Genomic DNA, 15,795 nt, shown 5'->3' on the forward strand with positions numbered 1-15,795 from the left:
TCTTCCACCCTTTGATCTACCTACAGCCTGACTATTAAGGTGAGCCAGGGTTAAGGCTTTTATTGGCGAGGCGTCAAAAGACAATTGCTTATTAATCATGTCGTGGTCCGCACCTTAGGACTTAAGTTGTAAAATTCGACGTGCGCCACTGAGCACAATCACAGCAATAAGGAGGCCGATCAGTAAATCCGGATACCGCGATCCCGTCCAAGCGACCAAAAAGCCCGCCAAAATGACGCCAAGATTGGCAATGACATCGTTGGCGGAGAAAATCCAACTCGCCTTCATGTGTGCACCGCCATCTCTGTTTTTAGCAATCAATACCAAACACCAAGCATTAGCCATCAATGCGACCAAACCGAAGCTCATCATCAGGCTGGAAACTGGCTCGCTGCCATACCAAAATCGCCGCAATACTTCACTCAAGGCGCCTAAGGCTAATATCACCTGCAACCAGCCGGACAAATGTGCGGCGCGCAGCTTCATCCGAACGCTGTGCCCAACGGCATAAAGCGATACGCCATACACCGCAGCATCGGCAAACATATCCAGTGAGTCGGCGATTAATCCCGTGGATTGAGCCAGCCAGCCGACCGTGATTTCAACCGCAAACATGACCGCATTAATGACTAACAACCATTTGAGTATACGGGCTTCATTTTGTGACGTTTGTTGGGCCGATACTTGAGCCTGGATGAAGACATTATTTTCCACTGGATGAGTGTGCTCAAGCGTCGCCCCCAGTCCAAGCGCGTGCATTCGAGCCTCAATGGTTGCCGCGTTGTCACCGTGAAAAATGCGAACCTTTCGATTGGGGGTATCAAATTCCAACGTCACCTTTGGGTTAACGCTATCCAGCGCCATGCGGATCATGCCTTCTTCCGAAGGGCAATCCATCTTGGCTACACGGTATTCGCTAACATAACCGGTATCTATCTTTGCTTTGTCTACTGAATCCTGAGTGACACAACCCTCTGAATTGTTCACAGTCCCGCAGGTGCCGCTGCATTGCTCTGCCATAAAAAGCCCTTGTTATACCAATAGTGCCCAGTTTAAACTCTATTGTAACTATAGAGTCAAGTGTTGGAGGTCAATGCGGTGAAAATCGGTGAACTGGCGAAAATGACCGGCTGCTCAGTGCAGACAATTCGTTATTATGAAAAAGAACAGTTGTTGGCATCTACCCAGCGCAGCGAAGGGAATTTTCGTTTGTATGATGCAACTGCCATTGAACGGCTGATGTTTATCAAGCACTGCCGCAATCTTGACCTCGCTTTATCAGAGATCCGGCAACTGTTAGCGTTAACCGGATCGCCTGACACACAATGCGATGACGTCAACCGAATGATCGACACACACATCGAGCAAGTGGAAGCCCGAATTCAAGAACTCAGCCACCTTCGACAACAGTTAAAAACCTTGCGCAACAGCTGCTCAAATGAGCGAACCGTTGAGCAGTGTGGCATTTTGCACAATTTGTCAGCTAATCGGACTCCGAAGCGGTAACCGGTAAGCCCTTCATGCCTGGCGCTTTGGAAACTGACGGACGCTAGCGCTGCTTCACTTTTGATCCCCAGATAAACACCATAAACACCACCAGGATCAAGGCCTGTGCCGTGATCCCCTGCCAAGTGGATTTGAGGCCTATCCAACTCAAATCAACGTTCACCGGTAACGGCGACATTCCAATGAGGGCCGCTTCCTGTAATGCGGAAATCCCTTTCCCTGTTAAAATAAAAGACAGCGCTAAGAGCAGGTAGGTCGTCGTCGAAAAAAACCTGGCAATGGGTAGCTTGATTGAATACCGGATCAGCACCCAGGACAACACAGCCAGCATGGCAACACCAAGCAAAAAGCCTCCGGCAACAACTGAATATTGTGCCTCGGCCGCTTGTGTCAGGAGAGACTCATAGAATAAGACAGTTTCAAAGACTTCCCGATAGACTGCAATGAAAGAGAGCGCTGCCAGCCCCCACAGAGTGCCGGATTTCAGCCGCTCATTGACGTGCTTCTGTATGTAAGCCTGCCATTGCGCCGCATGGGTCTTGCTGTGCATCCAGATCCCGACATAAAACAATACCAGCGCTGCGAACAATGCGGCGACGCCCTCCATCACCTCTCGACTAGCCCCACTGATACTGATCAACGACTGGGCTGCTACCCAGGTTGCACCGCCCGACAGGAGTGCCACGATCCAACCGGTGTGTACGTATTTGAGGGCATCTTGTCGTTGCGTACGGATCAGCACGGTCATCAATGCAATGATGACCAGCAGGGCTTCCAACCCTTCGCGCAACAAGATGATCAAGCTGGCCGTAAATAACGTCCCACCGGATAAGGTCGATTCATTCTGTAGGCGATCAGCTTCACTCAACTGCGCCAGTGTTTCCGCCATGAGGGCGTCCAACTCACCGTTCTGTTGTGCCCGGTTAATGACCTGGCGCAACTTCATCATATTGACTTCAATATTTTTACGAAGCGTTGGATCTTGCGTGTCCAAACTGTTTTCAACCAGCTCAAAGCCGTCCAGATAAGCACTGATTGCCAGTTCGCTGGCCGCTTGATAATCACCTTTCTGGTAAGCGGCATGGGCGGCCATTAAACGCTCGCGGCTGATGGCAAGAGGGTTTTGTTGCTTGTCAAACAATTGCTCTGGATGGGCGCGCAGCCACTCGGCAAGATATTCGACCTCTTGCGACTGCCCGGCGGCAATCTGTGCTGGGCTGAAGTTGACGAGTTGGGACAAAGAAATATTCGAATCGTTGACAGATGGTTTGGGGTTAGACTGAAACGCCAGGCTGCCTACGTAGAATGCCAGTGACCAGCGTTGTTGCTCGGTCAGCTGATTAAAGCCAGGCATCGCAGTATCATCGATACCATTGGATATGGCATCAAACAGCCCGAGAACTGATCGATTCGACGCCCGTTCCTTATCGGTAAAATTGGTGGGTGCGGGATTCAGCTGCGTTGACAGAGTCCCATCACCTTTTCCCGTTAAGCCATGACAAGTTGTACAGTTATCCTTGAATAACGATTCAACCGTCCTTTTGGGCGACAAGCGATCTGGCAATGTGGATTGCGGCATCAAGGCCAGTAAAGAGCGCCGCAGTTGAGTGCTCAGTTGGCGAACAAGGCGAACGTCCTGTTTGTTTTGAACCGCTTGCTGTAGAGCGCCCGCTTCGGCTTGTAGATTGTGAGAATCAAGGGCGGGCTTGGCAATCATTGCGCTTTTATCGACCAGTAATTGCGCAAACTCAAGCATTTCCTGGTATTCATCGAGATTGACCACCGTGTTGTGATCTACCGCAGCAACATAGTCAGCACCGATGTACTCAGCCAGTTGAGCCAATTGTCGAATTTGGCGATGGCTGTTATCGGTCGCATGACTGACGCTTGCGAGCAGCGCAAACGATAACAGCAGGCATAGCCGCATGGCTTTCACCATTGACCATCTCTGATCTGTAAAATGGGGCATCCAGCGAATTAGCATGGTCGATATCTCTACTTATACGATTGTTAATGATAATTAATCGCATTCTAAACCCTGTAGCCACTATAGAGTCAAGCTCTTCGAGAATGCTTAATGATACTCATGGAAAAGATGGCCGGGATGATGTGTAGCGATGCTTAGGTGAATTGAACCTTTCACTTGCACTAGGGCTGTTTTCGGCGGTTGCGTGATGAGACCTTGGCGTTCGTAATAGCGGATAGTTTCGACATTGACGCCAGCGGTCTTGGCCAGTTGACCGATGGAGTAATGCGACGTCATGACCAAAGGGCTCCCAGCGGTACGGCGTAAAGATGGTCACCAAAGGCTGTCGTGTGATCTCCGTCGTAAAGCAGGACACCCATTTTGAAGCGGTCTCCGGCCACGGATTGAAAACGTTTCAGTCCGGTAAAATCTTTCGCGCTTAACTGTGTGGTTGTTCTGTTGAGTACGAGACGCTATGTTGATGATATCAGGTTTGATCCCATCCAAATTACGATGAAAGGTGAACTCCCGTACTTTGCATTGGTAAAGCGCATTGACTGTTATGCTGGATTCATACTGTGTATGCAGATCAGCTATTTGCTGCGCGCGATAATCTGTTAGATCGCCCTTGATGACAAAGCTTTTATGTTGCCCAGAAGATAGTGTGATTTTACGGATAAACTGTGAAGTAGTGCCAGTTACACCTTCAAAGGTAAATTCAAATTCAGCCCTATCCTGAGTCAGTTCGAACGGCGTGTTGTTGGTAACTTCAAACCAGATCTCATAGCCTAGGCATTGATTTGCCAAATTAAGCCTTACACCTGCATGACGGGCCCGGATATCAAAGCGTATCGCCGAAGCAAGTTTCTCCTGAGTAAAAAAAACGCTTTAACAGCCATTTGGGTAACCATCTGAAGTAGCGCCACACCTGGCTTATTGTTGTTATTTCCATCTTTTATCACCTGAAAAATACAGGCGGTATCCTACCATGTTCCCAAAGGCAGCCAACGTTTAGCGTAATTATTTTGCCGAAATAACACGTGCAGGGAATACAAAGGCGGTGTTTTTCATTCCTGAAATCACGGTTTCCATTGCCTTAAAATGCAAAATTAGGCGTGTTATCAAAAAAATAATGCGTATCAAATGTAAAAGATCTTCTGGTCGTACCAGTATTGGTGCTCCTGCGCAAAAAATGTCGATAGATCACGCAAGACAAATTACGTAGACATGTCAATAAAATAACGCGCACTAAAATAGCATTTTTGTTGTTCCTATCCTTCATATTTATGTGGATTTCATATTTTTCTACAACAAAATAGATCTAAATATCCAACAAATACAGCTCGTTACAAGTTGTTAGCGGCTTGACCAATCAAAAAACCACCCTAAGTTGAAAGTAACGCTTTTACTATAGGAGTGCGTTGTTTATGAAAGGTCGAAACATTAAAAAGTCCAGCCCTAGCCATTGGGTAGAACAGTTTTACGATTGTGACGAGAATCGTTCAAAAATGTGCGAGTCAAACACCGAGTTCTGTGCATGTATAGAACGTTTCATTGACCCGGACATCACCGGTTTTGAGACCCACCCATTTACCGTGACATTCATGCTGCAAGGTAAAATGCGCCGCTACTCTCCAGACGCAATAATTTTACAGCGAGATGGACGTGTAGTTTTTGAAGAGGTGAAACTCGAAAACTGGGTGCCTGATTTAACATTCGAGGCCAAGCGCCGCGCTTTTACGCTAACAACGGGATCTCAACTGGTTGTTCGCAAAGTACGCAAATGTTCAAAGTACCGCAAAATGCTGATGGAGCTGTACACCCGGTACCAACTTCAACTGCTGGACGAGCAACCTCGTCTGCACTAATTCCACTTCCCCCCTATTAAGCTGTAAGGAGAATTCTATGAATTCATTCACCATTGAACCAGGCGATCAAATCGAACTACACGGTCAGGTGTTTTCAATCATCACCGATTGTTGTAACGAAAAAGCAAGCTACTTGTTAGAAGGTCCATCTGGTGCCGAGGAAATTAGCATCGATGACTTTCACAAACTCAGAGCAAAAGGCGATATCACGATCCTAAAAGACCCGGTCAACACAGTATGTACATCAACAATTGAGGCTTATGGCCTTAACCAGGACTACCAACCATTCTATCAACAGGTAGCGGACATGATGCCCGGTCAAAGCGCCAAAAAAGTGCGACATGCGTGGGATTATGCCGCGAATAACACCCCCATGGGCAAGTTAATCAATGACGGAGATATCGAAGTCCCCTGCACTCGCACCATGCTTCGGCATGCCAAAACTGTTCAGGATATGTTACGCAATGAACCACCTCCTACGCGCGCGCCGGGTTCAAATGCGTTTTCTGAGGAACTAGAAGATTTTTACTACATAAATATCGAAGATATTGTTTGTCAAAAAGGTATGGCCCCTACCAACGTCGAGGTCTATGAAGAACTGGAAACTCGCGCAAAGGCCAATTCAATTCATGTACCGTCACATCGATATGTTGACAAGGTGATTGCATCATTGGATCCGTACGACGTGATGGTTGCCCAAAAAGGCCCCATAGTTGCGGCGCGGTATTTCAGGGATTACTTGAAATGGGAGGTTCCTACAATTCCACTTGAATTAGTAGAAATGGATGCTGTTGATGTAAAAGCCCTAATGAAATTCAATGGAAATGAATACCGCAAAGTTATTATTTACGTTGCATTGGACGTGTGTACCCGCAGCGTGTGCGGACTTTCTTTTCAACTTTGTAAAACCACCAAAGAAAGTGAAACTTCTGCCGCTTCAATCGAATGCCTATCATCGATTATGACTCATCAGGTCGAAAATGGTGGAACTCAATGCCACTGGGTGGCACGAGGTAAACCAATTAAAATTGTTGCGGATGCAGGCCCTGCATTTTCCAATGCAAACTTCAAACTAGCATGTGATAGCTTTGGGATTTGCTATGCTACAACGCCCACCGAAAAAGGTGATGCCAAACCATTTATAGAGCGTTTTTTCCGCACATTACGATCGCGGTTACGTAAGGCGTTGCCGGGCTACAAGCATGGTAAAAAGACGCGAGGTAAAGACGCAGGTCAGTTTTTCAATGACAAGCCTCTAGCATTTGAAGATTTCAAAGCCATTGTCTTCGATGTGATTTTTAACAAATATCATCATAAACCGCACAAAGGGCTTGCGGGGCAAACCCCTTTTGATTCTTGGAACTCTTACCCTACTCGCTATATTCGACACCTTGAGAATGAAGCGGATTGTGACTTGCATCGCGGGGAGTTAGTCACTGGTACTATTCAAAAGTTGCAAGGATTGCAACTTCACGACATGCATTTTTCTAATTCAAAGTTGATCAAGTTGCGGGAACGTATGCTGGCCACGTCCCCAACCAAAAAGCCAAAAGTGTTTTTCCGCTTTAATCAAACAGATGTATCGAAGATTGTGGTGTTTGTACCTAAGCCGTTTCAGTCAAATTTTGGAAAATACCTTCTGGTCCAATCGTCAGATCGCTTTCATCATTTCACACACCTTGCTGAAAAACGTAACACGAGCAAAATGAAATACCTCATTGGCCCCTTGAGATCGGCTGAACCAAGCGATATCCAAGCAGCCTATCAACGAGCTAAGGAGTGTCTGATAACCAAATCAACCAATAATACTGGCGTAAAAATACCCGGTATTACTGCAAACAAAGTACCTCAGTACGTTGAACAGTTCCGACAATCTTACCAGCAACACCTTCTACAAAATGAAACTACTCAAGAGGTGAATGAGAGCAACTCAATTACCCGCTTCAAAGGAGAAAATGATGAGTAATCAAACTCTGCCATTGATTCAACACCCGCGTTTTGAGGTTGCATTCAAGTACATTAAGCAATGCATGCAATGTCGCCATTCAATGAATTCAAAGCTTGGCTTTATAGTCGGTGAAGCAGGTATTGGAAAAACACGTTTGATGCAATTCGTTAAGTCCAGGTACCCGGTTATCAAGGAAGACATTGCAGATCAAATCCCAGTTTTGGCGGTTCGGTGTCCAAGTCGGTTTTCCGAAAGTACCTTCTTCAATGCAATTTTATGCGCAATAGGTGCTCCGCAACGCCCAAATGCAACGGCAGCCAAACTTAAAATTCAGGTGCAAGAATTACTACTACAACACCAGGTGAAATTGGTACTTATTGACGAGATTCAGGATGGAATTCCACAAAGTGGTGTACGTGACCGTTCACAAGTTGTGAAATCATTAAAATTTTTGAATGATGAATGTCCATGCGCAATTGTTTGCCTGGGCATCCATACCTCTCGGTCACTTTATGACGAGGAAAGCCAGATCAAGTCCCGGTGCCGCTCACCTTTTAACATGCGTCACTTTGACTACCAGACTAAAGAAGACAAAGACTATTGGCTAAGCTTTTTGCTAGGCGTGTTTGAAGATTTAAACCTCCCGGTTAGCAAAGAATTATCTTTTGCAGACTTGATGATGTCTGCCACCCTTGGTGACTTGCGTACTCTCGAACGTTTGATTGTAGATTTGAACCTGAACGCGCCTGAAAAGCCGGAAACAATCGATGAGTTACTAGATAAATTTAACGAAGTATGGGAAGCGTATGAATATGATCCATCACGCCCCTCACCTTTCGACCTAAGCGGTTCTGGCGTCTCTGAAGGGCTCGCGTTATTGCCTTTTAATCAGCTCGTACAGGCGCACTAATGAATGGGCTTACGGTGACCCCACTACCTCATTTAGATGAGAGTTTACTGGGTTATCTGCTTCGTTTAGCCAAAATGAACGGTTTGCAAACGGTCAAAGAACTCATTAATTTGTGTGAAATCAGAAATATCCCTGCGTTTCCAAGGACATCAGCAAAATCCTACGCAAGATTATTAAACGGTTTAAGTGACGCCACTGATATCCCAGTTGAGCGGCTATGTAATGCATTTAACACTGACCACAATGCTTCACTTTTTCGATCTGAACGATATATCCGACATATTGATGTCAAATCTTTCCAGTGCTGTCCATTATGCATGTCAGAAAACCGCTATCATCGTGGCGCATGGAATAATGTCTTTTCCACGTATTGTAACCAACACGCAACATTACTAATTGATTCCTGCCCTAACTGCAAGCATCCGTATAGTTGGCAGTGTTCTCAGTTAAGGGGATGCAAAAACTGTGGAGCAGAATATGAAGATTATGATGTAGTATCCGCGCCCCCGTTACCATTTGAGCAAACGTTGGGATCAGGTTCAGAATATGATCCAGTTTTAGTAGGTAAACTTTGCTCAGTGCTGTGTCATGTGCTTAATCATAACGACATGATGTTTACCCCAATTTGCGAGTTTGAAATGGAGCTTAAAACTCGTCGAGAAGTTATTCATTACGCTTATCAATTACTGGCCAATCCTGCGCTACGACATAAGCATTGTGATGCGATTGAGCGACGTGGCGCTTCCCATCAAACTACGCCACTATTGGGTTGGTTAGCGAAGCTGGCTGACACCGTCGTTGAGAATAACCTAATTTCAGAATTACCTGAGTTCCGCCACAGTCTTTCTTATGTGTCTTCTCACCGAGCAGATATAGCGAGAAATGGCAAAGTGCCCCTGAGTCGCCACGTAGGTATTAGCGAAGCTGCTTTCACGCTTAATATCAAAGAACATGAATTTCGCAGTCTGGTAGGTTCTCAGGGCGTATTTTTGCCCATTACAACGGGGAAGCGTAATGACAATATCGTTATCGACAGACGTGTTCTGTTGAAAGCGATACTCAAGTTCAATGAATTTTCAGCGACGCAAAATGAGTTAGTTCAGGACTTAGTCTCTATTGAATGGGTGATAGACCATTTACTGCCGCTTTATCGCTGCGAGTTAGCAGCTGTTTTCCAGCCTCTGATGCAACAAAAAATAGCAATGTTCAGACCTGGGCCTACGCATAATTGGGCCCAACGTTTGATTCAACGTTCAGACGCCATCCGAATTTTGGATGAAGCGTTTCAAAGTCAGGTAGACGACAATATACACTCAGACGATTTTGCTGCGATGGTATGTTTATCTCCTGATGTCGCAGACCAACTTGTTCGCTGGTCGCCACTAACTTATTCCAGATGGGGGTACGGTGGAAGTAATCTACACTTGTCCCTGATCCAGCATTTCCTGGCCAGAAACATTGTATTGAATCGTTACTGTGTTGAGCATCAGTTGGATTTGCAAACTGTTATTCCGTTAGTTTCCTGCCTACCGGTTGAATACCCAAATTTACGCGAGCTTGGTTGCTATATTTTTAGTCGTAACGCTGCAACAGAAGCGATACTGGACGAAATCAAATCCATTCAGGCTAATCAACTACATCATTGATTTAATTTAAAATATTTTCCGAAAAAATTAGTTCCTTTTTATCACATCTACTATTCGTTCTGTTCTGGCATGTGCTTTTTACATCGAGGAAAGAAAATATGATTGCAGCAAAGTCGTTTAACTACATACAAGAATTCCAGTTTTTGGGTCGCCCGGATATTAATCTGCCACCATTCAGGGACTACCTTATGAGCAAAGCAGGAGAGCCGGTAGGATTAGGGGACATTGAATTTACGCGCATTCACGATGAATACATGAAGAAATTGGAAGAATGTTCACCACGCGTTTTCGCATCCATTAAACATGTCACTTTGATTTCTGGGCCGGTTAGTTGTGTTTTTGAGGCTATCGTGGCCAACCTGCAACTACTTCGCGGAAGCTGGACATTATCTGTTTTTGTCCGTAATTTGAATGGTGCTAAGACAGAATTGCTGAACAAGTGGGATATCGAAATCAGCTGGGATGATTTGCTGATGCACCGGCTAGACCTAGCACCCTACATTCACAAACAATTTAAGATGTTTACTTTAGGTGAAGACCAGGAACTGTGTCTGGAAATCAGTGGGGGCGTACTTCCGATAGGTTCAGCCATGGTAGCAGGGATTGACATTAGTTACTTTGACGCTTCTGATAATCCAATGCTTGAGTTAAAACGGAATAACTCGTCTGCATTAAATGATACTTTAACTTCTTAGCCGTTATTTTATTTAGGGAAATAGATTTATTAGCACTGAAACACACTCTATCATCGGGTATGACCCAGGCGGCAACGGTTCACATGGCCTTGCCGTTTTTTCATTCCACAAGAGTGAACTGGCAGGGATAGAGGTAAAAACGTTAGAGACAGTTCAGGACGTCATAAATGCGCTAACTGCCTTACCGAATGTACAAGCAATTGGTATAGATACTCTAACCTGCTGGTCCACTGGGCCAAGCGGCTGGCGTCCCGCAGACCGCTGGCTCAAAAATCAATACCAAGCTGTACAAAACAGTGTCGCATCACCAAACAGTCTATTTGGTTCAATGGGTATCAATGGAATGGCTGTGCTTATGGCCGCTTCAGAATTCTTTCCTGATATCATTGTCACCGAAACGCATCCCAAAGTGCTTTACTACGCGTTAACCGGTGTTAAATACAACTACTCACAAAACAGATCAGAGATGGATCTTTTGCTATCGACGGTTACCGGTTCAAAAGTCAGCACTGGCAACGATCATGAGTGGGATGCAGTGATATCGGCCTACGCTGCTAAACAATGGCTGGAGAAAAATTGGACTCTAAATCTTCATTCATTGAATACTGAGCCAACAGAACAGATTATCCATCCTGCTATAATTACCTATTACGCTTGGCCCAGGTAGATATCGGTAACACAAAGAATAATCAACACCTCTAGCCTAACCAACAAGAAACGTGCTACGAGCAATTATTTTTAATCGCTAAAACTCCTTCATTGCCGCCAGTTAGAGACAAATTTATCCTTTAAAGAAGTTAACTTTGTTGGCAACTGGTCACGGCAAGCCAAACCGAGATAAGTTGCGGCTCTTGTCGCACCAACATATAAATATCGCTCGTATAAAATTGGCAGGCTCTCAGCCAGCTGATCTATTCCAGCAAAAAATACAGCTTCAAATTCCAGGCCTTTAATATGCTGAATATCGAAAACTCGAACATCTGAACCTTCTCCTAATGATTGCCCTCGCTCACAAGCTACAGCATTGAGTGAAACGTCCGTTAAGCATTGTGATAACGCTTCAGCCATGGGTTTAACTTCGCTTTCTGAGTTGACCAATACAGCAATCGTTGGCAGTTGACGAACGCTTTTTTCCACCTCTTTAATTCGATCAGCAATCCATTCCACCAGTTTTACTTTGTCTGCATTTTCCAGCAATGCGGGATTCACTCCGTTATGGTTACTCTCTTCTGGCACTTCCCCTAAAGCACTCATATCACCTCCAAAAATTTGCAGTAAATCTTTGGCTAGCGAGTTCAATTTGCGGCTTTGTCGATAAACGGTTTTGATATTCTTTGTATTCAATGATGGTAAAATCCATTTCAACTGTTCATCGTTACGAATCCCTGTTGAAGTAATACGCTGATTAAAGTCACCACATGCAAAGAATGAATTTGTTTTTACACTAGATAAATTAGCCATACAGGCTAATTCTAGTACTGAAAAATCAGTTGCTTCATCCACCATTATTTGGTTCCTGAACAACTCCAGCACATTCATCAGATAGCTGAATCTAGTTTCCTGTAGCGCCCTATTAACGAAGGTCTGTGACGCTAATTTCCGGGCATTTTTTAGCGTAAGTAAAATCATTCCATCGAGTTCGAATGCATTGATTTGATCACGATTAATCACTTCATCAGTGTAAAACGTCCTTTCTGTACCTTTTCTAAATTGACGATAACTCACGCCGACATCGTTAATATAACGTTTGTGACTATTTACAAAACGCCGCAAACCGTTTTGCAAACTAATATGTCTGCCAATGTCCAATAACACTTCCTTGGATGGGACTTTATCACCTAAAAACTCTAACACCACATTTGCTCTGGAGGCTTTAGCTACACTTCGCTTTAAGTAACGAGTTCTGGCTAACACGCGCAGCGCTGCAACATAAGCTTTCACTCCAATCTGAGTTGCATTAACTGCTGATATTGACTCTTGCTCGTCATCGTCAAATTCATCTTCATCATCCACTTCGTCCAATTGCATCGTTTGCAAGTGGCTGGAAAGGCGTTCAAAAATGCTCTTATCTTGGTTGAACAAACGATTTCTTTCTCGTTTAATTAGAGCATCTGCTACTGCTTTGATTTCAGTCAAAGCCTCACGGAGGGGTTCTTCAATTCGACTGAGGGAACTGTAGATGTCGATTAACGGGCTAGCCGCCAAGTTTATTGCAATCTTTTCAATTAATTGAATTATATGTAACTGCTTGTCAGTGGCCGATGTATTGACGATGTCTCTACCATCGATCAACTGTTTACGTAAACGCTGCTCATGAAAACTGCTTAATGCTTCATACCAATGACGGGCATCTTCAATAACAGGTTCAGAAAGTGAGTTTAAGTCCTCTTTAAGTATGAAACGTCCACCATTAGCACTGCGTAAAAGACCTAACGTATTTCTGGCAATATCATTACGAAAGCTTGCCCAAGTTCGAATATGAACATCTCCTGCGGGAACTTGTTCACGACTAAATGCCTCTTTCAAATAATGCTTAAGCAACTCTGACGGTGTAAACATTAACCAGCTATTTGTATGCAGGTGGTTGCCATGGTCTTCAGTAGCAATAAGTCGCTCAGCCTGTTCGAGACTCCCTAAATCCAGTTTCTGGCCAAGCCTTTTTATAAGCGTTGTAGTTTTGCCTGTACCTGGCGGCCCCATAATCATCATTTGGCTGTTTAACGGTAGGCGAAATATTTCACCTTGGAACTTGTCAAGAATCGGCTGGTCGCGAAGTTCCATCGCTGTTCTTACTTGGTGAGTTAAGCCAACCGCTACTACAACTTCTGTATCAGCTTTTTCAAGCAATTTATCCAGTTCATCGTCGCTACTAAAATCTCGTTTAGTCAGTAGAGATCTTAACGATGCAATTGTGTAAGTCGGTCTGTCTTCATGACGATAAACCGTTTGGCGCGAATCCCATCCATCCTGATCTTTAACTGGACTGAAACTAGTTTTTTCTTTTACAACATACGACTGAGGTTGAACTGCATTTGGTACTTGCGCTTCTTCACCCAATGGTAATTCTGCCAACCGACCGATGGGAGAGCGGTAGCTAGCAAATTCAACTCCTGAGGGCAAAGTTAGATTACTATTGCGGGCAATATAAATTATTCTTTGAAGGCCATTCTCACCTTCTAAAACCATGCGCACTATAGCGGGTTCATCGATAAGACTTTTTAAATTAGTTCGTTGACCTTGTTGAATCTCACTTAAATTTTGAAATGCAGCACCACCTGTGAGTGTATTCCCCGTGGCAAAGCTGTCTGCATTACCAATTTTAGGGCTATTGTACTGTTGAGAAGCAACATCAGAAATTTCTGAAAATCTCTCCAAAGTATCTTCTGCCAGAGGTATGAAATCCATTTCAGTCATCAAATTAACTCCCACTATTATTTTTATCGTAATCTTCTCGATATGAACTTTGAATGCTTAAGCATTATTTCAGTAAATCAAAGACTTATTAGGCTGTAGTCTTTACCTAAGACCATAATGAAGTCAAGAACATCAAATGATTAAAAATCATATTGTCACGTTCATCAGTTTAGAATGTGTTAAAGCTATTGTTACAAGCATTCGCAATTGCCTAGCAGACGTAATCGTCGTAACTATCATTCAAATATGGAATTCGTTAAAGTCGTCAAGAGTCGTGAGGTGCTAATCTGATTAGTTCGTCTACTAATTAAAATGTAGCTTTTAATGACAGTTTCACGTGCGAGAATTTTATGACACTACATACGAGTTCGGCCTGAAGGCCATGCTGTATGGTTAGCTAGAATGACAATGACACGTGCCAGCTACAATTAAGTTGTCTTACGACATATGTTGAGGCTCTAAAATATGAAAATGATAATCGTGATTTGGCCAATCAGAGTATCGGCGGACATCACGTCCGGTCGATACTCTGATTGGCCAAATGAAAGTAATTAAATAGATGTAGAATTTTCAGGAGCAAAAAATGTGGGATATTGTTCTTTGATTTGCTGTCTAACATCGAGCAACAAATTTTTAAATCGTGCATCTTCAAGTTTGGAAAGTTGAACTGTCACAAACACATACAACTCTAAAATATCAGTCATATCGAGTTCCAGCTCTAGGAATTGATTTTGTGTGTAATCCATTAATTCACCTCAAACAGCAGCTTTAGCAGAATAATGGACCATGTTTTTATCAAAGGCCCAATCAGGAATTGAAGCTGCTTTAGCTTCAAGAATTCTAAACATTGGAATGACATTACTGATTGCTGATTCACATGGCCTCAAGTCAATATTAATGCCATGAACCATTAAGTCCTTACGATGACGATAATACGTTGGCTTAGACATCATCGAACGCAAGTCATGCCCTTCAGTCCATAGCGTATAAGTACTTAGTAATTTGTTAGGTAATTTAGACGTAATTTGGTTGTTGAGCCGTATTTGTTCGGCCATGTCTATTCTCCCCAAGTAGGTGTTAAAAACACTTTGCACAAGCGCCGGATTAAAATCTTTAGCCTGAAGTAAATCCAGCTTAGTCAATTCTTTGCCATGCAATCTAAGTTCAATCCTTAATTTATTGTCTGCCCATAACTCTATCCCCTTGTTAATTAACGGCTCAGGTAAGCAACCGCTCTTCGTTTTGATTTCTTCAGCTTTGCAATACAACTTGATAGCCCAACGTTCAGATGTTTTCCCAAAGTAAAGCGTTCCCCTTTCATAGATGGCCTTCCGTGGCGGGTTTTAGCCTTAAATTCCATTGCGCGAATGAAAGCCAGTACGTCAGCCCGTGTTGGCAATTCAAACGAATAATTAATATCAAGCATCCCAACATCATAAAGCCCATGCTTAATTTGCTTTAATTCATGCATTGTTGGTGTGAAATTGAATTGCTTAACAATAACTTTAAATGTGTCATATATAAGTGAGACAAGATCATCAGAACCAAATACATTATGACCCTGAAGGAACTTTGATGGATTGCCACTGACCCATAAATGGGTTGCCATGCCCTGCCCGTTTCCACCGGTACTCTTTATTGAAATCTTTTTCTCGTAACTGCCCGTAGCCTGTTTGCGCTTCGGGGTTCTCCATTCAACCTGGCCATCCTCATCCATTGAAAAAATCTCACCTGCATTAAGTGGACAATGAACAAAAGGAAGTGATACGCGAGCCCAATCAATCAAGACTATTTACTCAGCATTAGTATCAAAATGAGACAAAAGTCGGGTATTACTAGACT

The 15,795-nt window shown here is 43.9% G+C and carries 13 protein-coding genes and 2 pseudogenes; 7 read left to right on the forward strand and 8 right to left on the reverse strand.

What is annotated here, in order from left to right:
• Positions 1–114 precede the first annotated feature (114 nt).
• Positions 115–1,020: a cation transporter gene (locus V1467_RS09535; RefSeq protein WP_286911324.1), complete on the reverse strand. Its 906-nt coding sequence runs from the start codon at positions 1,018–1,020 to the stop codon at positions 115–117.
• Positions 1,021–1,122: 102 nt separating this feature from the next.
• On the opposite strand from V1467_RS09535, the gene cadR reads away from it, so the two are divergent.
• Positions 1,123–1,506 carry a Cd(II)/Pb(II)-responsive transcriptional regulator gene (gene cadR, locus V1467_RS09540; protein ID WP_414653234.1) on the forward strand — a complete coding sequence of 128 codons (384 nt, stop codon included), beginning with the start codon at positions 1,123–1,125 and terminating at the stop codon, positions 1,504–1,506.
• A gap of 43 nt (positions 1,507–1,549) precedes the next feature.
• Here cadR and V1467_RS09545 read toward each other — a convergent pair whose 3' ends face one another.
• The 3 genes and pseudogenes from V1467_RS09545 to V1467_RS09555 form a co-directional block, all read right to left on the reverse strand.
• Positions 1,550–3,445, reverse strand: coding sequence for an FTR1 family protein (locus V1467_RS09545; RefSeq protein ID WP_416308558.1), 1,896 nt, complete (start codon positions 3,443–3,445; stop codon positions 1,550–1,552).
• A gap of 219 nt (positions 3,446–3,664) precedes the next feature.
• Positions 3,665–3,769 (reverse strand): annotated as a pseudogene (locus V1467_RS09550) (MerR family DNA-binding transcriptional regulator); the annotation flags it as partial.
• A 36-nt stretch (positions 3,770–3,805) separates the two neighbouring features.
• Positions 3,806–4,279 carry a hypothetical protein gene (locus V1467_RS09555; RefSeq protein ID WP_416308559.1) on the reverse strand — a complete coding sequence of 158 codons (474 nt, stop codon included), beginning with the start codon at positions 4,277–4,279 and terminating at the stop codon, positions 3,806–3,808.
• A 620-nt stretch (positions 4,280–4,899) separates the two neighbouring features.
• On the opposite strand from V1467_RS09555, the gene V1467_RS09560 reads away from it, so the two are divergent.
• The 6 genes from V1467_RS09560 (at position 4,900) to V1467_RS09585 (ending at position 11,206) form a co-directional block, all read left to right on the forward strand.
• Positions 4,900–5,340 (forward strand): hypothetical protein, encoded by a 441-nt coding sequence (locus V1467_RS09560; protein WP_416308560.1) that lies wholly within the window; start codon positions 4,900–4,902, stop codon positions 5,338–5,340.
• Between the two features lie 37 nt (positions 5,341–5,377).
• Positions 5,378–7,306, forward strand: a complete 1,929-nt coding sequence (locus V1467_RS09565; protein WP_416308561.1) for a hypothetical protein — start codon at positions 5,378–5,380, stop codon at positions 7,304–7,306.
• Positions 7,299–8,198: a TniB family NTP-binding protein gene (locus tag V1467_RS09570; RefSeq protein WP_416308562.1), complete on the forward strand. Its 900-nt coding sequence runs from the start codon at positions 7,299–7,301 to the stop codon at positions 8,196–8,198. The genes V1467_RS09565 and V1467_RS09570 overlap by 8 nt, the downstream gene beginning before the upstream one ends.
• A complete protein-coding gene (locus V1467_RS09575; RefSeq protein WP_416308563.1) occupies positions 8,198–9,844 on the forward strand; it encodes a TniQ family protein in 1,647 nt (548 codons plus the stop codon). The genes V1467_RS09570 and V1467_RS09575 overlap by 1 nt, the downstream gene beginning before the upstream one ends.
• 98 nt (positions 9,845–9,942) lie before the next feature.
• Complete coding sequence (locus tag V1467_RS09580; RefSeq protein WP_416308564.1) at positions 9,943–10,539, forward strand: hypothetical protein; 597 nt, start codon at positions 9,943–9,945, stop codon at positions 10,537–10,539.
• Positions 10,540–10,894: 355 nt separating this feature from the next.
• Positions 10,895–11,206, forward strand: coding sequence for a hypothetical protein (locus V1467_RS09585; protein ID WP_416308565.1), 312 nt, complete (start codon positions 10,895–10,897; stop codon positions 11,204–11,206).
• Between the two features lie 89 nt (positions 11,207–11,295).
• Here V1467_RS09585 and V1467_RS09590 read toward each other — a convergent pair whose 3' ends face one another.
• The 4 genes and pseudogenes from V1467_RS09590 to V1467_RS09605 form a co-directional block, all read right to left on the reverse strand.
• On the reverse strand, positions 11,296–13,953 hold the full coding sequence (locus tag V1467_RS09590; RefSeq protein ID WP_416308566.1) for an ATP-binding domain-containing protein: 2,658 nt from the start codon (positions 13,951–13,953) through the stop codon (positions 11,296–11,298).
• Between the two features lie 551 nt (positions 13,954–14,504).
• On the reverse strand, positions 14,505–14,699 hold the full coding sequence (locus V1467_RS09595; protein WP_416308567.1) for a hypothetical protein: 195 nt from the start codon (positions 14,697–14,699) through the stop codon (positions 14,505–14,507).
• 9 nt (positions 14,700–14,708) lie between these two features.
• Entirely contained in the window at positions 14,709–15,110 is a 402-nt protein-coding gene (locus tag V1467_RS09600; RefSeq protein WP_416308676.1) for a phage/plasmid replication protein, II/X family, read from the reverse strand.
• 6 nt (positions 15,111–15,116) lie between these two features.
• A pseudogene (locus V1467_RS09605) lies at positions 15,117–15,739 on the reverse strand (phage/plasmid replication protein, II/X family); the annotation flags it as partial.
• Positions 15,740–15,795: the final 56 nt, after the last annotated feature.

It is taken from the genome of Neptunicella plasticusilytica (assembly GCF_047922965.1).
GTDB classification, from domain to species: Bacteria; Pseudomonadota; Gammaproteobacteria; order Enterobacterales; family Alteromonadaceae; genus Neptunicella; species Neptunicella plasticusilytica.

Excerpts from the sequence above, each read along its gene's own strand:
- V1467_RS09535 (WP_286911324.1), bottom strand. The coding sequence starts at position 1,020 with ATGGCAGAGCAATGCAGCGGCACCTGCGGGACTGTGAACAATTCAGAG.
- cadR (WP_414653234.1), top strand. The coding sequence starts at position 1,123 with ATGACCGGCTGCTCAGTGCAGACAATTCGTTATTATGAAAAAGAACAG.
- V1467_RS09545 (WP_416308558.1), bottom strand. The coding sequence starts at position 3,445 with ATGGTGAAAGCCATGCGGCTATGCCTGCTGTTATCGTTTGCGCTGCTC.
- V1467_RS09560 (WP_416308560.1), top strand. The coding sequence starts at position 4,900 with ATGAAAGGTCGAAACATTAAAAAGTCCAGCCCTAGCCATTGGGTAGAA.
- V1467_RS09565 (WP_416308561.1), top strand. The coding sequence starts at position 5,378 with ATGAATTCATTCACCATTGAACCAGGCGATCAAATCGAACTACACGGT.
- V1467_RS09570 (WP_416308562.1), top strand. The coding sequence starts at position 7,299 with ATGAGTAATCAAACTCTGCCATTGATTCAACACCCGCGTTTTGAGGTT.
- V1467_RS09575 (WP_416308563.1), top strand. The coding sequence starts at position 8,198 with ATGAATGGGCTTACGGTGACCCCACTACCTCATTTAGATGAGAGTTTA.
- V1467_RS09580 (WP_416308564.1), top strand. The coding sequence starts at position 9,943 with ATGATTGCAGCAAAGTCGTTTAACTACATACAAGAATTCCAGTTTTTG.
- V1467_RS09585 (WP_416308565.1), top strand. The coding sequence starts at position 10,895 with ATGGCCGCTTCAGAATTCTTTCCTGATATCATTGTCACCGAAACGCAT.
- V1467_RS09590 (WP_416308566.1), bottom strand. The coding sequence starts at position 13,953 with ATGACTGAAATGGATTTCATACCTCTGGCAGAAGATACTTTGGAGAGA.
- V1467_RS09595 (WP_416308567.1), bottom strand. The coding sequence starts at position 14,699 with ATGGATTACACACAAAATCAATTCCTAGAGCTGGAACTCGATATGACT.